Here is a 17,464-nt window from a genome sequence, read left to right as displayed (position 1 = left end):
ATGGGCTGCCCTTTTTCGTGCGCGCGACACGGCCCGTGACGCGGGCCGACACGCACTGCCCGGCCCCGTCACGGGCCGTGTCGCGCGCACGAAAAAGGGCAGCCCATCGGCTGCCCTTTCACATCACACGTACCGTCGAATCGCCCTAAGGCTCGAACCGGCGACGGAACCGATCTTCCATGCGGCTGGAGAAGGTGCCGCTGCTGCCCTTGACCCGCCGCTGTGCGTTCCCGCCCTGCTTAGCCGCACCGTCTTTGCCGGCGGGGACGTGGTTACCGGTGATGGCGAACACCACCCCGCCGAACATGACCACGAAGCCGAGCACGCTCAGGATCAGGAATCCGGGATTGCTGGTGGTCGCATAGAACGGGATGCCGGAGACCAGCATCACCAGGCCGGCCACGAACAGTGTCAGTCCCTGCACCCGCCGCCGCGTGGTGGGGGTACGGAGGGCTCCGCCGCGAACGCTGGACGCGAACTTGGGGTCCTCGGCGTAGAGCGCGCTCTCAATCTCATCGAGCATGCGCTGTTCATGATCGGAGAGTGGCATTCGTCCCTCCTTGCCGACGGCCGCTCATTAACACTGCCCACGGCGGTATACGGACTGTTGCGGGCAACTCACACTGATAATACGAGGTAGGCCTGCGCCGTACCACAGGCTTCACCAGCCGATTGTAGCGGCGGTCCAGCAATGTCGACCAACAACGGCCGACGCCGCAGGCCCGAACCCGGATAATGAACTCCGACACTCGGGCAACGCGCACTTCTGTCGGGAAAGGAACCCGCACGTTGGTGACCTTCCTCCGCGATCTGTCGCCACGGGACATGGCAGACCACCTGGGCGAGGCGCTGCGTGTCTACGTCAGCGCGATGGGCTATCCCCCGGGCACCGAGAGCCAGCGCGCCGCGATGTGGCTCGATCACACCCGTCGTCGCGGGTGGCGCGCAGTGGCCGCCTTCGGGGACAGCGATGAGGACGGTATCGGCGAGATCGATGCGCAGGCACCGAGCCCGGCGGAGGTGGGCGGCGCCCGGCTACTCGGGGTGGCCTACGGCTACTGCGGGGCCCCCGAGCAGTGGTGGCAGCAACAGGTGGTGTTGGGCATGCAGCGGCGAGGCCTGCCCCCTGCCGACATCGCGCGGGTGATGAGCAGCTACTTCGAGCTCACCGAGTTGCATGTGGCGCCGCAGGCACAGGGCAGCGGACTGGGTGAGGCGTTAGCGCGACGCCTGCTGGCGGGCCGGCCGGAGGCAGGTGTGCTGCTGTCCACCCCCGAGACCGACGGCGAAGCCAACCGCGCCTGGCGGTTGTACCGGCGGCTGGGTTTCCTCGACGTCATCCGCGGTCATCACTTCGCCGGCGACCCTCGTCCGTTCGCCATCTTGGGCCGACCACTGCCGCTGTAGCCGCCAAGCGCCGCGTCGCCGTCGCTGCGGCCACCGGGTCTGGCACGATGACGTCGTGCATCTTCGGCGTTCGCTTTGGCCCGTTCGGGGACTCGTTCGGGGGCCCGCGGCGGCGCCCGCCTCCCGACGAGTCGGCTATCGCCGCCTGGTGGCGCTGCTCGCACTGCTTCTCGTCACCGCACCGTTGGCCGGGTGCGTACGCATCCGTGCCACCATCACCGTCTCCCCCAACGACCAGGTCTCCGGCCAGGTCATCGTCGCCGCGAAGCCGCGCAATGACGACGACACCGGACCCAAGCTCAGCGCCGACGTGCCGTTTCCCCAGAAAGTCGCGATCTCCAACTACAGCAGGGACGGCTACGTCGGCTCGCAGGCGGTGTTCTCCGACTTGACCTTCGCCGAACTGCCGCAACTGGCCGCCATGCACCGTGATGCGGCCGGGGTGGACCTGTCACTGCGCCGTGCCGGCAACCTGGTGATCCTGGAAGGCCGAGTCGACCTCACCACGCTCAACGACCCCGAGTCCGATGTTGAGTTGAGTGTGTCGTTCCCCGGAGAGGTGACCTCCACCAACGGTGAACGCATTGGCGGAGACACGGTGCGCTGGCGGCTCAAGCCCGGTGTGGTGAGCACCATGAACGCTCAGGCCCGCTACACCGACCCCAGCACGCGCGCCTTCGCCCATGCGGCCCTGTGGCTGATCCTGTCGACATTCGCCGCAGCCGGAGCGGTCGCGGCGCTCGCCTGGTACGGCCGGGACCGCTCCCCGCGCTTCAGCTCCCCCGACGACAGCGCCGCCTGAGCGCGCGTCAGCGCGCCTGCGGCGACCAATAGTCGAGCATCTCCGCGAACGTCCGAAACGCCGCCGCGGACACCCCGTAGGTGGCCTCAAAATGGATGCTGAGCGGAAAGCCCAGGTCAGCGACGCCGTCGATCACGCGTTTGTACAGATCGACCATCATCGTGCGGCGCTGGTCGGGTTCACTGTCGGCGAGCTTCCTGACAAAGTCCTGCTCGGCAGCCACCGCCGCGTTGCCCGGGTCCTGGATCAGCCAGTTGATCAGCCCGACCCGGTTCTCGAAGGACGGTACGAAACCGAACGACAGCAACAGCTCCGGTCGCGCATCGCTGTGCTTGGCGAAGTCGGTCAAGAACGGCACGATCGCATCGGAATACAGCAGCTGGGTCAGACCGAACGTGGCCCCGCGCTCGCATTTGAAGTTGAACCGGCCGATCTCGTCGGTCCGCGTCGGAATCAGGATGACGCCGCGATTGGCCACGTCGTCGCGGAAGGTCGCCAGCGCATCGGTCGGCGGCACCCCGGAACCCTCGCCGTCGGCCATGGTGCGCGGGACTCCGACGAAGACCACACCCTCGATGCCCGCACCGGTCAGTTCGCCCAGCCTGCCCCGCAACTGCGCCTCGTCGGAGAACGCGGTGACCTGAGTGCACAGCCCAGCCATACCCGGCAGCTCAGGCCGAATCGCGTTCCAGAAGTCCAGCACGTCGAGCTTGGGCTTCATCTCGATCGGGCGGTCGTCGTCCTCGACGATCATCCCCGGCATCAGGATGTGCCGGATCTGTCCCTGCAGGCCGGTCTCGGCCGCGCATCGCACAACCTTGTGCGCTTCCTCGATCGTCTGCTCGGGACCCCGCTCCACATTCGGTGGGACGAGCTCGAGTGCGACGGTGTTCAAGGTCACCTGGTAGCTCCTCATGCATGACGGTCGGCAGAAGGCCGACGGTGCCGCGGGATGCGACGGCCAAGCTTCAGCGGCCGCCCGGCCGTCACCGGCCTGAGTCCCCCCGGTCGTGGTGGCACACTCTACGCTGGACCCACGCTGGGGGTCCCCGGCCGGGCAGCACAGAAAGGGGCGCCGAGCTGAGTTTCAAGGCAACAGCAGCTACGACACCGTCCGCCGCCGAACTGGCCGACGCCGTCACCGAACAGCTGCGCTCCCACCTGCGCACCCGCCGCACCGAGACCGCCTACATCGGCGACGACTACGAGGCGTTGATCACCGGCCTCGAAGAATTCGTGCTGGTGGGAGGCAAACGGCTGCGCCCGGCGTTCGCCTACTGGGGGTGGCGCGCCATCACCGGTCGAGACGCCGACGCCGGTGAGTTGTTGCTGTTCTCGGCCCTCGAACTGCTGCATGCCTGCGCCCTGATCCACGACGACGTGATCGATGCCTCAGCAACCCGCCGCGGCAATCCCACCACCCACCGCAAGTTCGCCGAACTACACCGTGCCCGCGGCTGGCGGGGCTCCGCCGACCAGTTCGGGATGTCGGCGGCCATCCTGCTCGGCGACCTATCGCTGGTGTGGGCCGACGACATCGTCGCCGGCGCCGATCTGCCCGCCGACGCTCAGCGCCGGGTGCGCCGGGTGTGGTCAGACATCCGCACCGAGGTGCTGGGCGGTCAGTATCTCGACATCGTCGCCGAATCATGCGGTGTGGACTCGATCGCCTCGGCGATGCGGGTCAACACCTATAAGACCGCCTCCTACACCGTGGTGCGCCCGCTGCAGCTCGGCGTTGCCGCCGCGGCCGACAGGCCCGACATCGAGGCGCTGTTCTACGAGCTGGGCACCGACCTGGGGGTGGCCTTCCAGCTGCGCGACGACGTGCTGGGCGTCTTCGGGGATCCCGCGGTGACCGGTAAGCCCTCCGGCGACGACCTGCGTTCGGGCAAGCGCACCGTACTGCTGGCCGAGGCCGTCGAACTGGCCGACAAGTCGGACCCGGTGGCGGCCGACCGGTTGCGCACCGCGATCGGCACCGCCCTCACCGAGGATCAGGTCCGCGAACTGTGCGCGACGATCGAGGCGGTGGGCGCACTGGCAGCGGTCGAAGACCGTATCGACCTGCTGACCCGCCGCGCCATGGCCGCCCTGGAGGCCGCCCCCATCGACGAGGTCGCCAAAGCCGGACTGACCGACCTGGCCCGTCGGGTCGCCGACCGGTCCGCCTGAGGAGTCCCGAAACCATGTCGAACCCCAGCACCGCACCGGCCCCCGACGTGTCCGATCCCTCCCCGCGCGGCCTCGCCCGCCTTCGTCTGTTCGCCACGAGCGAGCAAGCGGGTGCCGCGTGGCTCGGCTGCCTGGGCGCATTGCTGATCACCCTGGGCGGGTTGGGCGCAGGGAGCACTCGCATCCAGGATCCGGTGCTGGATTCCCTGCACCTGTCGTGGTTGCGCTTCGGCCATGGGCTGGTGCTGTCCTCGGTGCTGCTGTGGGCCGGTGTCGCGGTGATGCTCCTGGCCTGGCTCGGCCTGGGCCGGCGGGTGATCGAGGGCACGGTGAGCACCTACACCCTGATCGCCACCACCGGCTTCTGGCTGACTCCCCTGCTGCTGTCGGTGCCGGTGTTCAGCCGTGACACCTATTCCTACCTGGCTCAGGGCGCCCTGCTGCGCGATGGATTCGACCCCTACCACGTCGGCCCGGTCGACAACCCCAACACGCTGCTCGACGACGTCAGCCCGATCTGGGCGGCGACGACGGCGCCGTACGGCCCGGCCTTCATCCTGGTCGCCAAACTCGTCACGATGCTGGTGGGCAACAACGTGGTGGCCGGCACCATGCTGTTGCGCTTGTGCATGTTGCCCGGTCTGGCGCTGCTGATCTGGGCCGCGCCACGGGTGGCCGCGCGAGTCGGCGGCAGCGCCCCGGCGGCGCTCTACCTGGCCGTGCTCAACCCGCTGGTGATCATCCACCTGATGGGTGGCGTGCACAACGAGATGCTGATGGTCGGCCTGGTGATGGCCGGAATCGCACTGACCCTGGAACGGCGACAGCTGGCGGGGATCACCTTGGTGGCGCTCGCGGCAGCGGTCAAGGCCACGGCGGTGATCGCCTTGCCGTTCCTGGTGTGGGTATGGATGCGTCGCCTTCAGCAGCGCGATGCAGGAGAGCCGACGCTGGAGCCGCAGGACGGGCAGCGCGGCTATCCGGCGCCCGTGGCCTTCCTGATCGCTGCGGCGTCTTCGGCGGGAATCGTCGTCGCGGTGTTCGCGGTGCTCTCGGCCCTGGCCGGGGTGGGCCTGGGCTGGCTGACCGCGCTGCTGGCAGGCAACGTCAAGATCATCAACTGGCTGACGGTGCCGACCGCCGCCGCCAATCTGATCCACGCAGTCGTCGGACTGTTCGCGCAGGTCAACTTCTATGCCATCCTGCACGTCACCAGGATCGGCGGAGTCGCGGTGATCGCGCTGATGCTGCCGCTGCTGTGGTGGCGGTCGCGGCACGACGACCGTGCCGCCGTTGCCGGAATCGCCTGGGCCATGCTGGTGGTGGTGCTGTTCGTCCCCGCCGCCCTGCCCTGGTACTACACCTGGCCGTTGGCGGTGGCGGCCACCGTGGTTCGTTCACCGACCGCGATCGCTGCGATCGCTGCGGCGTCGACCTGGATCATGGTGATCTTCAAACCCGATGGCTCCCACGGCATGTACACCTGGGTGCATGTGATCGGCGCGACGGGGTGCGCGGTGTACGCCTGGTACCGACTGTCAACGGCACAGCGGGCGCCGACACCCGACGCCGCGTGAAAGACCCCGCGTGAAACTCAGTACGCCATGGCCTGCGCCCGGCGCATCACCTCACGGGCCTGGTGCGCATGCAGCGCATCGATCGGGCGGGCGTTGGGAATAGATTCGCGGACGCCGTCGCGGGTCAACGACAGCGACTCATCCGGGGTGAACAGCCACCGCACGATGTCGGTCGACTGATAGCCGCCGTCGTGCAGCACGGCCAACAGGCCGGGCAGGCTCTTGAGAATGTCCCCCTCTTCGGTGAAGAAGTTCCGCGGCACCCTCAGCGACCCCGCCCGCCGCACGGCGATCAGGTGGTTGTCACGCAGGTACTGATGCACTTTGGTGACGGGCACCGCCAGCATCTCGGCGACTCGGGGCAGGTCGAAAGTGGGTTCGTCGGGGTCAAGCACGTCTTCGGAGGCCGGAATGCTGCTCACGACACAAGTTTAGAACCGCCGGACCGGCCGTCCGCACACCTACCATGACCAGGTGACTTCGATGTGGGACGGCGACGGCGTGGAGGGCGCGCTGCTCGACGGCCGGTACCGGGTGGGAGCCCGGATCGCCACCGGGGGAACCTCCACGGTGTACCGCGGCGTCGACGAGCGCCTGGACCGGCCGGTCGCGTTGAAGGTGATGGACCTGCGATACGCCGGCGATCAGCAGTTCCTGACTCGTTTCCAGCTCGAGGCCCGGGCCGTCGCCCGGCTCAAAGATCCCGGATTGGTGGCGGTGTACGACCAGGGATTCGGCACCCCGCGAGACCCCGGGCAGCCGTTTCTGGTGATGGAACTGGTCGAGGGCGGGACGCTGCGGGAGTTGCTCAACGAGCGGGGCCCCATGCCGCCACACGCGGTCGCCGCGGTGCTGCGGCCAGTGCTGGGGGCACTGGGCATCGCACATCGCGCCGGTCTGGTGCACCGCGACATCAAACCCGAGAACATCCTGATCTCCGACGACGGTGACGTGAAGGTGGTCGACTTCGGGCTGGTGCGCGCCATTGCCGCGGCGGGAATCACCTCGACCAACGTCATTTTGGGCACCGCGGCCTACCTGTCGCCCGAACAGGTCCGCGACGGCAACGCGGGCCCCGCCAGCGACGTCTACAGCGTGGGCGTACTGGCCTATGAACTGTTGACCGGCCACACTCCGTTCTCCGGCGACTCGGCGTTGACGGTGGCCTACCAGCGGCTGGATCACGATGTGCCCCCACCCAGCGCCGCCATTGATGGCGTTCCCGCCGAATTCGACGACTTGGTCGCGCACGCGACCGCGCGGGACCCGCAGGCCCGCTTCGCCGACGGCCTCGACATGGCCCAGGCCGTCGACGTGATCACCGAAAAGCTGGCACTTCCGCCGTTCCGGGTGCCCGCCCCCCGCAACTCCGCCCAACATGTCGCAGCGCCGTCGCGGGGACACGAACCGGTGGCGCCGCCGCGCCAGACGCTGCACATGACGCGCGCACCGCAGGACTGGGTGGACGACACCGATACGCACTATGACCTGGTGACGGGCCAATTCGGCGGCGTCGAGCTGAGCCGGTTCGTTCTTGAACGCCAGCACGCACGCCGCATGGTGGTGATCTGGCTGGCCGTGCTCTTCGCCGTCACCACCGTTATAGCGGCGCTGGCATGGACCTTGGGCAACAATCTGAGCGCCCTGCTGTAGGCGCTGCGGTGCCCGGACCTTCACATTGCGTCAGTGGTCGTGGATGCGGCGCAGTCACGACCACCGACGCAATTTCAGCATTGCGTCCGGAGTGGCGGCCTCAGCCGCGCAGCATCTCCGCGACCAGGAAGGCCAACTCCAGCGACTGTTGGGTGTTGAGCCGCGGGTCGCAGGCCGTCTCGTAGCGGCCGCCGAGATCGGCGTCTGAGATGTCTTGCGCCCCACCGAGACACTCGGTGACGTCTTCCCCGGTGAACTCCAGGTGGATGCCGCCCGGATGGGTGCCCAGTGCGTGATGCACCTCGAAGAATCCCTGCACCTCATCGACGATCCGGTCGAAGTGCCGGGTCTTGTGGCCGGTAGAGGCCTCATGAGTGTTGCCGTGCATCGGGTCGCACTGCCAGATCACCTGGTGACCGGTGGCCTGCACCTTCTCGATGATTCCTGGCAGCAGGTCGCGCACCTTGCTGTTGCCCATCCGGCTGATCAGGGTCAGTCGCCCCGGAACATTGTGCGGGTCAAGGCGTTCCACGTACTCGACTGCCTGGTCGGGAGTGGTGGTGGGACCGAGCTTGACGCCGATCGGGTTGGCGATCACCTCGGCCAGCGCGATGTGTGCATGATCGAGCTGGCGGGTCCGCTCACCGATCCACACGTAGTGCGCCGAGAGGTCGTAAAGCTGCGGGGTACCCGCGACGTCGGCCATCCGGAGCATGGCGCGCTCGTAGTCGAGCACCAGCGCCTCATGGCTGGCGTAGATCTCGGCGGTCTGCAGTTCCCGGTCTGCGACCCCGCAGGCGCTCATGAACTTCAGGCCCCGGTCGATCTCGCCGGCCAGCGCCTCGTAACGCGCTCCGGCCGGAGACGTGCGAACGAACTCCCGGTTCCAGTCGTGCACCAGCTCCAACGACGCCAGGCCCGACGACGTCAGTGCCCGCACCAGATTCATGGCCGCGCTGGCGTTGGCGTAGGCACGCACCAGCCGCGACGGGTCATGCTCGCGCACTGCGGCGTCCGGGGCCAGCCCGTTGATCATGTCCCCGCGGTAGGACTTCAGCCCCAGCGAGTCGATGTCGGCCGACCGCGGCTTGGCGTATTGCCCGGCGATGCGTGCCATCTTGACCACCGGCATGCTGGCGCCGTAGGTCAGGACCACCGCCATCTGCAGCAGAGTGCGGATGTTGCCCTTGATGTGCGGCTCGGTGTTATCGGTGAACGTCTCCGCACAGTCGCCGCCCTGCAGCAGGAACGCTTCCCCGCGGGCGACCTGGGCGAGCTGCTCCTTGAGACGCTCGATCTCGGAGGCCACCGTGATCGGCGGGACGCTCTCCAAGACGGTGCGCATGGCCTTGGCCTGGTCAGCCGGCCAGCTCGGCTGCTGCACGGCCGGCCGCGCCAGCGCGGCGTCGAGGCGCTCGCGCAGGTCAGCGGGCAGCGGCGGCAGCGCCGGCAGCTGGTCGATGGGTACGTCAACGGTCCAGTTCACCCGACCATGGTAGCCGGGTGCCGACCCGCCCTGATCAGGCCAGTTCGCTGCCGGTGCTGATGGGCCAACTCCTCAACGGTCCGCTCCGCGTCCCGCATCGTCGTGGGCCGTGATCACCTGGAAGCGGCGCAGCTGGTCGCGGGCATCGACCAGCGCATCGTGACTGCCCGGCGACCGCGGCGGCAGCGGCGGCTGGCCCCGGTCTTCCCACAGCTGCTTGAGTTCGCGGGTGAAGCGCGGGATCCGGGCCGGCAGATCCGGCATGGTGCCCCACAACTGGCAGAGCACCACGTGGTCGTAAGCCCCCACCCACGCCCACAATTCGATCGGCTCGCCGCGCTCGACGCCGAAGAAGTCCTCCAGGTCCTCGCGGATTCGGCGCCGGCTTCGCCAGACCTTCGACGCCGGCGACGGCAGCTTGGTCAGTACGTTGGCGCGCACCCACGACCCGGCGCGATCCGGGTCGAATTCGGTGGAGACCGCGTAATATTCGCGGCCGTCCTCGGCGACCACGCCGATCGAGATCAGCTCGATGGTGCGGCCGTCCTCGATGAATTCGGTGTCGTAGAAGAATCTCATCGCCACGGCCCGCCTGGGCGGTGGATACGCGGAATCGAGACCGGCATGGTGGGCGCGGACGCCTCCGAGACCGCGCGGTTGGGTCCGGACCCGCCAGACGATCCCGCGGCGGCAGGTGGCCTGCCGATCGGCACGTGCTGGCGGGGAACCATGAACCGCACCGTCGGCGCCGATGCGGCACGCACCTCGCGGTCGAGTTCGGCGTCGACGGCCTGCTCGTCAGGCACCTGAGGCCGGCCCGCGATCGCGTCCTGCAGCCAGAGTTTGGCCGCGATCACCGGGCGGCGCAGCCGACGCTCCCGTTCCAGCGCACGACGCAGCCGCGGCTGATCGGGCAGATAGCGCCACCGGGCCCACGGCGCGTGCGGCCGAGACAGCCGCACCGCGCCCACCACCAGCAGCGGAAAGAAGAACATTCCGATCAATCCGGTCCACACCTTGCCTTTCAGCAACACCATCACGCCCAGCGGCAGCGCCGTCACCAGACCCACGAAGACCCCGAGCCGTATCAACAGCGACGACGTATCGTGCCACGTCCCCACCAGAAACGTCAGCGGGTGAAAGCCCAGGACCAACAATCCCGTGACCGCGGTGGCGGCGAACACGGCGTCGACCGACGCCCGGCCGTCCTCCTCCCAGTACACGTCCGAGAGGTGCAGGATCAGCGCGTACTCGTCAAGCACCAGGGCCGCTCCGATCCCGAAGGCGATCGCGGCCAGGCTGAACGCCGGTTCATGTGCTCCGGCCCCCATCGACACCAGCGAGACCCCCGAGGCCAACACCAGCACGACGCCGAACACCACATGGTGGATGTGCTTGGAGCCGAAATGCAGGTTGCGCGGTTGCCACCACCGCGGCGTGCCGGGCTTGCCGGCCTGACTGCGGATGTAGCGCACCACGAATCGGGTCACCAGAAACGTGGCCAAGAAGGCCAACAGACAGCACAGCAACGGCAGTCTGCCGCGGCCGATGATGTCGTTGCGGAACCAGTCGAGCACCTAATGGAACGTACGCCCCCGCGCCACACCACGCCCGGAACGCCACCGGTATGCCTTGCTGCAACGTCGCCACCCGATAGGCTGTGCCACGACATGACTACATCGCGGCCGCCCGACCCGGGCCGTCGGCACGGGGGCATCAGCGGTAGGGCCGTTTGGTGGATCTTCACGCTGCTGGCGATTGCAGCCCTGGGCTACACGACGTGGCGGGCGCTGGGCAGCACGCCGTACCACATTGACGTCGACGTCTACCGGATGGCGGCGCAGGCTTGGCGAGACGGCCGCCCCCTCTACGGCGACGACTGGTTCGCCACCCAGATCGACGGAACCGTTCTGCCGTTCACCTATCCCCCGATCGCCGCGGTGTTGTTCGTGCCTTTGACCTGGGTGTCGCTGGGTGCGGCCACCGCCGCGCTCACCATCATCTCCACCCTGCTGCTGGTGGTATCGATCACCATCGTGCTCAGCGGCCTGGGGGTGCACCTCGATGCCGGGGCCCAGACCGGTCCGCAATGGTGGCACCGCGGTGTGCTGGCGATGGCGATCGTGGCGGCGGCCATCGCGTTGGATGCCGAGCCGATCTGGGCCAACTTCGACTTCGGCCAGGTCAATGCGGTGCTGATGACCCTGGTGATCGCGGACTGCGTGCCGCGACGCACAGCGTGGCCGCGCGGGTCGCTGCTAGGTGTCGCGGTGGCGCTGAAATTGACGCCGGCGGTGTTCCTGCTCTACTTCCTGCTGCGCCGCGACACTCGAGCCGCGGTCACCACAGTGGCCTCTTTCCTGGCGGCGACACTGGTGGGCTTCGCCATGGCCTGGAGCGACTCCTGGCAGTACTGGACACATACCGTCACCGACACCGACCGCATCGGTGGAGCAACCCTGAACACCAACCAGAATCTGGCCGGCGCGCTGGCCCGGCTACCGCTGAGCGAGAACCTTCGCTCCCTGCTGTGGCTGGCGGGCAGCCTGCTGGTGCTCGCGGTGTTGCTGTGGGCGGCCCGCCGGGTGCTGGCCGCCGGCGAGCCCGTTCTGGCGCTGGTCTGTGTGGCACTGTTCGGCCTGGTGGTGTCGCCGGTGTCCTGGTCGCACCACTGGGTGTGGATGCTTCCCGCGGTGGTGGTGACCGCGGTGCTGGCCTACCGGCATCGCCGGGTGGTGTTGGGCGCGCTCAGCGCCGCGGGCGTGGCACTGATGATGCGCAGTCCGATCGACCTGCTTCCCGAGCATCACGAGTCCGGTGCCGCGTGGTGGCGGCAGCTGGCCGGCATGTCCTACGTGTGGTGGGCGTTGGCGGTGATCGTCACCGCTGGTGTGGCGCTTCGGCCGCAGCCCCGGCCGAATCCGGATCAGCCCGCTGCCGTCTCCGGAAACCGGGCGACCGGCTGACCCGAAGCTCCGTCCTGCTGGGGGGCACCGTTTTTGATGCTGGCCGCATAGATGTCGACGTATTCCTGACCCGACAGCCGCATCAGCTCGTAGATCACCTCGTCGGTGACGGCACGCTCGATGAAACGGTTCTCGGCCATACCCTCGAAACGCGAGAAGTCCATCGGCTCGCCGAATCGGACCGTGACACGACCGAACCGCAGCATCTTGGTTCCCGGCGGGTTGACCACGTCGGTGCCGATCATCACGACCGGGATCACCGGGACTCCGGTGTGCAGCGCGAGGCGCGCCAATCCGGTCTTGCCCTTGTACAGCCGGCCGTCGGGCGAGCGAGTGCCCTCCGGGTAGATGCCGAGGAGCTTGCCCTGCGCCAGAATCCGCTGGGCGGTGGTCAGGGCCGCCTGGGCCGCGTCGGCGTTGTTGCGGTCGATGGGCACCTGTCCCACCGCGGTGTAGAACGACCGAGTGAGCCAGCCCTTGATCCCGGTGCCGGTGAAGTATTCCGACTTGGCCAGGAACGTGATCCGGCGACGGACCACCAGGGGCAGGTAGAAGCTGTCCATGACGGCCAGGTGATTACTGGCGAGAATCGCCGCACCGTCGTCGGGGATGTTCTCCAGGCCTTCGACCTTGGGACGCCCGATCAGGGCCAGCAGAGGCCCGAAGAATACGTACTTGACCAGCCAGTACCACATGGCCCCTCCCTCCTGCCCCGCCGCGGCGGCCGTGTTCGCGCCAACTTTACCGACCGAGCGTGGCAAGAGCCACACGGTGATTCGTCACATCGGGAATTCCGCGGAATTCCTCAGCTTTCGTGCTTGTCGTCTTCGACGCGCACCGGAATGTGCTGATAGCTGGGCCGTGCCGCGGGCCGCTCGCCCTCGCCATCGCCACCCGGCGGACCGGAGTCCGGTGGGCGCGGCGCACCGCCAGCGTCGGCGGCCTCTCCGACCACCGCCCGAATCACCTCGTAGAGCGCGACGCTGTGCTCGGCGACGATGGTGAGCAGCGGGTGCTCCTCGCCGGACACCAGCGCCGCCAACGCGCAGACCGGGCACCACACCTGTTGACACTTCCCCGGGCTGTCGGCGGAGGCCGCCAGCAGCGCGGCGGCCCGCACGGCCGGGTCAAGGCGATCCAGGATCGCCTGGGCGAGCTTGCGCAACTCGGGCCCGAGCTCACCCAGGTCGGGGTGCGCGCCATCGGTCAACGCCGCACCTCCTCATCGCCACTCGCCGGCCACAGTTGCGGATCCGGCTGGAAGCGCACCGTCAGTTCGCTGCCACGCAGCGTTGCGTCCACGACCGTGCACCGCCGCAGCACCGACGCCAACCGCACCCGACGTCTGGTGCCACCCGCACCGATGATCAGATCGTCTCCGGATCGCCCCAGGCTCAGCGCACCGGAATCGACCTGGGCTAACTCTAGCCGGAGCCGGTAGATGGCCCCCAGCCCGGAACCGGACTCCCGGTCGACCACGGGCCGCACCGGGGCCGGCGGCGCCGTGCCGTCACGTCGGCGACTGTTCGCCAGCAGATCGGCCAGGGCTTTGGGGCCGATGGGCTCACCCGCCAGGTGCGGGACCAGCACCATTGCCACGTCCCCGATGGCATGATCGATCTGCTCAAGGACACTGCGCTGCTCACCGATCCGCTCGGCGTACCAGTCGAACGCCGGGTGGGCCGGCAGATTGGTGTAGACGTACGAATCGTCCTGCAACAAAATCTGATTGACGATCAGCTCGGCCACTCGCACACCCGTCAGCGACAACGCCCCCAAGGTTCGGACGGCTTCGGCGGCCACCACACGCTCTGCGGTCAACACCAGGTGGGCCGCCACCGACGTCTCATCGGTCAGCCGTTCGGCAAGCCTTTCGGCAGTAAAAGCGATCCGCTCGACCAACTCGACCAGGGCGCTCGATCGGGGGTCCTCGGCGCCACTGAGCCGGCGGTGCCGCGGCCAGGACCTTTCGACGTAGAGCGCCACCGTCGCGGGCAGCGTCAGCATCCGCATGGCATCGGCGGTGGATGCACAGTCGACCAGCACCCGATCCCACAGCCCGCTGTCCGCCAGTTCGCCCACCTCATGCAGACCCAGCACTTCCTGCACCCCGGGCAGCGCCGAAAGCTCTTCGGGGGCAACGCTACCCAGGTCCGATTCCGGGAAACGCCCGGCCAGCACCTCAACCACGTCGATCCAGTGCCGCTCCAGCAATGCCACCGTGTCCAGCGCCAGCACATCCAGGGATCCGCCTGCGGATTCGTCGTCGAGGACCACCCGGAGGGGGTCTCGGCCGGCGCTGGGCGCTACCTGCAGACCGAGCACGTCGCCCACCGAGTGAGCCTGGTCGGTGGAGATCAGCAGAACCCGATCGCCGGCGCTGGCCTGCGCGACTGCCGTCGCCGCCGCGCACGTGGACTTGCCCACGCCGCCTTTGCCGACGAACAGACTGATGGCAGCCACGGGAAGCGCTGTCGCCGACGCTGGTTCAGGCGGCCTCACTCAGCCTCTGCTCGCTTCTTCAGGTCCTTGAGCGCGGTGTCGGTCAGCCGACGCTCCGCCTTGCGCTTGAGCAGTCCGATCATCGGAATCATCAGGTCCACCGACAACTCGTAGACGACTTCGGTCCCAGATCCCTTCGGCGTCAGGCGATATTCGCCGTCCAGCGCCTTGAGCAGCGAGCTCGACGCCAAGGACCAGCGCACCGATCGGCGATCGGCCGACCAGTCGTAGTCCAGGACCATGGTGTCCTTGAGCACAGCGGCGTCGAGCACCAACCGGGCCACCTTCGGATAGCCGTCGGCATCGGTCTCAAGCACCTCGGCCTCGGTGTACTCCGAGACCCAGTCGGGGTAGGCGCCGATGTCGGCGATCACCTTCATCACCGTGTCCGGATCGGCCGCGATGAAGATCGTCTGAGCTGTCTTGTCCGCCACGTGGTTACTTCCCTAACTCGCTCGCGCCTGCCACCGGCCCTCGGCACAGACGCTACCTCGCCGCCTGGGGCCCGGGCGGGTCAACTCACGGCGACCGGCGCGACCCCCACCGGCCGGGATCGCTCCAGGCGGTGCTTGACCTCGAAGGCCATCCGCTTGCCCGCCACCCGTCGACGGTGGTTGAGCTTGGCCAGGTTCAGCCGCGCCAGTTGCCGACCGGTCACGCCGGTGGGTTCGGCATGCAGAAAGTAGTGAAGCAGCACACCGTCGAGCATCGGCTCCAGCCAGATCTCCATAGTGCCGGTCAGCGGCCCACCCACGGTCCACCGAATGCCCTTGTCGGCACGGTCTTCGACCACCTCGAGCTGCAGGTCGGGCCACCACCGCTGCCAATTGGACCGATCCGCGACAGCCGTGCCCACCTGCTCGCCGGAAGCGGCGACGAACGTCTCGTCGGCGACCTGGATACTGTTCATGGCCCGCAAGCGTATCGAACACTTTTCCGGCGCTGGGGGTCCGTCGGCGGATTCGCCGGGGCCGCGGAGAGTGAACCTCGTCACGGTCGTCCCCAGGAGCCGACTAGGCTGTGCGGATCGACACCCAGGCTGGCAAGAGAGGTCATCGCAATGCGTGAGTTCAGTGTTCCCGCGTCGTTCACCGTCGAGGAGCACGACAACGTCGCCGCGGTCGTCTTCGAACACGAACGCAACAGTCCCGACTTCGTCATCTATCAGCGGCTCATCGACGGGGCATGGACCGACGTCACCTGCGCCACCGCCGCCGCACAGATCCGCTCGGCCGCACTGGGACTGATCGGCCTGGGCGTGGAGGCCGGCGACCGGGTGGTCATCTTCTCGGCGACACGCTACGAGTGGGCCATCTTGGACTACGCCATCTTGTCCATCGGTGCGGTGACCGTGCCGATCTACGAGACCTCCTCGGCCGAGCAGGTTCGATGGGTGATGCAGGACTCGAGCGCGGTGCTGGCGTTCGCAGAGACCGACGCCCACGCTCAGATCGTCAACGAACTCGCCGGAGACCTGCCGGCACTGCGGCGGGTGCTGACCATCGACGGTTCGGACACCCCGGCCCTCGACGAGCTCGCGGAGGCCGGTGCCGGCCACGACCCCGCGGAGGTCACCGCCCGCCTTGCAGCGCTGCGCTGCACCGACCCGGCGACGCTGATCTACACCTCGGGTACCACCGGCCGTCCCAAGGGCTGCCAGCTCACCCACTCCAACCTGCTCCACGAGGTTCGCGGCACGCAGGCGGCGCTGCCCACGCTGATGACCTCCGGCCAGCGCCTGCTGGTGTTCCTGCCGTTGGCGCACGTCTTGGCGCGCGCCCTGAGCATCGCGGGCTTCGCCAACAAGGTGACCGTGGGATTCACCAGCGACATCAAGAACCTGGTGCCGATGTTCTCGGTGTTCAAGCCCACCGTGGTGGTGTCGGTGCCGCGCGTGTTCGAGAAGGTCTACAACACCGCCGCGCAGAATGCCGCCAACGACGGCAAGGGCCGCATCTTCGAGATCGCCGCCCAGACCGCCGTGGACTGGAGCGAGGCCCAAGATCGCGGCGGCCCGGGCCTGCTGCTGCGCGCCAAGCACGCTGTGTTCGACAAGTTGGTGTACCACAAGCTGCGTACGGCGCTGGGCGGCAACTGCCGCGCCTCGGTCTCCGGCGGAGCGCCGCTGGGTGAACGGCTGGGCCACTTCTACCGCGGTGTCGGCCTGTCGATCTATGAGGGCTACGGACTGACCGAGACCACCGCCGCCATCACCGTCAACCCCGTCGGCGGGATGAAGGTCGGGACCGTCGGCACGCTGGTACCCGGCAACAGCATGCGTGTCGCCGAAGACGGTGAGTTGCTGGTGCGCGGCGGCGTGGTGTTCCACGGCTACTGGCGCAACGAGCAGGCCACCGCCGAGGCGTTCACCGACGGCTGGTTCCGCACCGGCGACCTGGCCGCCATCGACGACGAGGGCTACCTGAAGATCACGGGGCGCAAGAAGGAGATCATCGTCACCGCCGGCGGCAAGAACGTCGCACCTGCGGTGCTCGAAGACCAGTTGCGGTCTCACCCGTTGATCAGCCAGGCGATGGTCGTGGGCGACGCCAAGCCGTTCATCGGGGCGCTGATCACCATCGACCCCGAGGCCATCGAGGGCTGGAAGGAACGCCACGGCAAGTCCAGCACCGCCACGCCGGCCGATCTGGTGACCGACCCGGATCTGATCGCCGAGGTGGATTCGGCGGTCAAGCACGCCAATCTTGCTGTCTCGCATGCTGAGTCGATCCGAAAGTTCCAGATCCTGCCGGTCGACTTCACCGAGGCCACCGGCGAGCTGACCCCCACGATGAAGGTCAAGCGCAACGTGGTGGCCGAGAAGTTCGCCGATGCGATCGAGGCGATCTACAGCAAGGGGGCATAGGCCCGGGGGCGGCGCAGCTCGAAGCGCCGC

Annotated in this window: 18 protein-coding genes; 7 read left to right on the top strand and 11 right to left on the bottom strand. The window is 68.0% G+C overall.

Annotation, left to right across the window (positions count from 1 at the left end; all coding sequences use genetic code 11):
* Positions 1-145 precede the first annotated feature (145 nt).
* Entirely contained in the window at positions 146-550 is a 405-nt protein-coding gene (locus BST15_RS15100; protein WP_046190032.1) for a DUF3040 domain-containing protein, read from the bottom strand.
* A 239-nt stretch (positions 551-789) separates the two neighbouring features.
* Between BST15_RS15100 and BST15_RS15095 the strand changes: the two genes are divergently transcribed.
* On the top strand, positions 790-1,407 hold the full coding sequence (locus BST15_RS15095) for a GNAT family N-acetyltransferase (protein WP_082104062.1): 618 nt from the start codon (positions 790-792) through the stop codon (positions 1,405-1,407).
* Between the two features lie 148 nt (positions 1,408-1,555).
* Complete coding sequence (locus BST15_RS15090) at positions 1,556-2,209, top strand: LppM family (lipo)protein (protein WP_272937517.1); 654 nt, start codon at positions 1,556-1,558, stop codon at positions 2,207-2,209.
* Positions 2,210-2,216: 7 nt separating this feature from the next.
* Here the strand turns inward: BST15_RS15090 and BST15_RS15085 are convergent, their stop codons facing one another.
* Positions 2,217-3,110, bottom strand: a complete 894-nt coding sequence (locus BST15_RS15085; RefSeq protein WP_046190054.1) for a mycobacterial-type methylenetetrahydrofolate reductase — start codon at positions 3,108-3,110, stop codon at positions 2,217-2,219.
* A gap of 224 nt (positions 3,111-3,334) precedes the next feature.
* Between BST15_RS15085 and idsA2 the strand changes: the two genes are divergently transcribed.
* Together idsA2 and BST15_RS15075 are read left to right on the top strand one after the other, a co-directional pair.
* Entirely contained in the window at positions 3,335-4,384 is a 1,050-nt protein-coding gene (idsA2, locus tag BST15_RS15080) for a bifunctional (2E,6E)-farnesyl/geranyl diphosphate synthase (protein WP_188108797.1), read from the top strand.
* Positions 4,385-4,398: 14 nt separating this feature from the next.
* Positions 4,399-5,961, top strand: coding sequence for an alpha-(1->6)-mannopyranosyltransferase A (locus BST15_RS15075; protein ID WP_046190034.1), 1,563 nt, complete (start codon positions 4,399-4,401; stop codon positions 5,959-5,961).
* A 17-nt stretch (positions 5,962-5,978) separates the two neighbouring features.
* On the opposite strand, the gene BST15_RS15070 is transcribed toward BST15_RS15075, so the two are convergent.
* Entirely contained in the window at positions 5,979-6,383 is a 405-nt protein-coding gene (locus tag BST15_RS15070; RefSeq protein ID WP_046190035.1) for an Rv2175c family DNA-binding protein, read from the bottom strand.
* Positions 6,384-6,444: 61 nt separating this feature from the next.
* On the opposite strand from BST15_RS15070, the gene BST15_RS15065 reads away from it, so the two are divergent.
* Complete coding sequence (locus BST15_RS15065) at positions 6,445-7,614, top strand: protein kinase domain-containing protein (RefSeq protein ID WP_083071037.1); 1,170 nt, start codon at positions 6,445-6,447, stop codon at positions 7,612-7,614.
* A 100-nt stretch (positions 7,615-7,714) separates the two neighbouring features.
* Here the strand turns inward: BST15_RS15065 and BST15_RS15060 are convergent, their stop codons facing one another.
* The 3 genes from BST15_RS15060 to BST15_RS15050 all read right to left on the bottom strand — a co-directional run bounded on the left by BST15_RS15060 (position 7,715) and on the right by BST15_RS15050 (position 10,677).
* Positions 7,715-9,100: a class II 3-deoxy-7-phosphoheptulonate synthase gene (locus BST15_RS15060; protein WP_046190036.1), complete on the bottom strand. Its 1,386-nt coding sequence runs from the start codon at positions 9,098-9,100 to the stop codon at positions 7,715-7,717.
* A gap of 72 nt (positions 9,101-9,172) precedes the next feature.
* Positions 9,173-9,679 carry a polyadenylate-specific 3'-exoribonuclease AS gene (locus BST15_RS15055; protein ID WP_046190037.1) on the bottom strand — a complete coding sequence of 169 codons (507 nt, stop codon included), beginning with the start codon at positions 9,677-9,679 and terminating at the stop codon, positions 9,173-9,175.
* Complete coding sequence (locus tag BST15_RS15050) at positions 9,676-10,677, bottom strand: hypothetical protein (RefSeq protein WP_046190038.1); 1,002 nt, start codon at positions 10,675-10,677, stop codon at positions 9,676-9,678. Before BST15_RS15050 ends, BST15_RS15055 begins: the two co-directional genes overlap by 4 nt.
* A gap of 93 nt (positions 10,678-10,770) precedes the next feature.
* Between BST15_RS15050 and BST15_RS15045 the strand changes: the two genes are divergently transcribed.
* Positions 10,771-12,066, top strand: coding sequence for a glycosyltransferase 87 family protein (locus BST15_RS15045; protein WP_046190039.1), 1,296 nt, complete (start codon positions 10,771-10,773; stop codon positions 12,064-12,066).
* Here BST15_RS15045 and BST15_RS15040 read toward each other — a convergent pair.
* From BST15_RS15040 to BST15_RS15020, 5 genes are all read right to left on the bottom strand, one after another.
* On the bottom strand, positions 12,027-12,761 hold the full coding sequence (locus BST15_RS15040; protein WP_046190040.1) for a lysophospholipid acyltransferase family protein: 735 nt from the start codon (positions 12,759-12,761) through the stop codon (positions 12,027-12,029). The genes BST15_RS15045 and BST15_RS15040 overlap by 40 nt on opposite strands.
* Before the next feature lie 110 nt (positions 12,762-12,871).
* Positions 12,872-13,276 carry a hypothetical protein gene (locus BST15_RS15035; RefSeq protein ID WP_046190041.1) on the bottom strand — a complete coding sequence of 135 codons (405 nt, stop codon included), beginning with the start codon at positions 13,274-13,276 and terminating at the stop codon, positions 12,872-12,874.
* Positions 13,273-14,529, bottom strand: a complete 1,257-nt coding sequence (locus BST15_RS15030; RefSeq protein ID WP_234708283.1) for an ArsA family ATPase — start codon at positions 14,527-14,529, stop codon at positions 13,273-13,275. Before BST15_RS15030 ends, BST15_RS15035 begins: the two co-directional genes overlap by 4 nt.
* A 35-nt stretch (positions 14,530-14,564) precedes the next feature.
* Positions 14,565-15,002: an SRPBCC family protein gene (locus BST15_RS15025; RefSeq protein WP_046190043.1), complete on the bottom strand. Its 438-nt coding sequence runs from the start codon at positions 15,000-15,002 to the stop codon at positions 14,565-14,567.
* 80 nt (positions 15,003-15,082) lie between these two features.
* Entirely contained in the window at positions 15,083-15,478 is a 396-nt protein-coding gene (locus tag BST15_RS15020; protein WP_046190044.1) for a hypothetical protein, read from the bottom strand.
* Positions 15,479-15,628: 150 nt separating this feature from the next.
* Here BST15_RS15020 and BST15_RS15015 point away from each other — a divergent pair, with 150 nt between their 5' ends.
* On the top strand, positions 15,629-17,434 hold the full coding sequence (locus BST15_RS15015) for an AMP-dependent synthetase/ligase (RefSeq protein ID WP_046190045.1): 1,806 nt from the start codon (positions 15,629-15,631) through the stop codon (positions 17,432-17,434).
* Positions 17,435-17,464: the final 30 nt, after the last annotated feature.

This window comes from Mycolicibacter arupensis (assembly GCF_002086515.1).
GTDB lineage: Bacteria > Actinomycetota > Actinomycetes > Mycobacteriales > Mycobacteriaceae > Mycobacterium > Mycobacterium arupense.
Note: the sequence above shows the minus strand (reverse complement) of the source record. Positions and strands in the feature narration are given on the sequence as shown.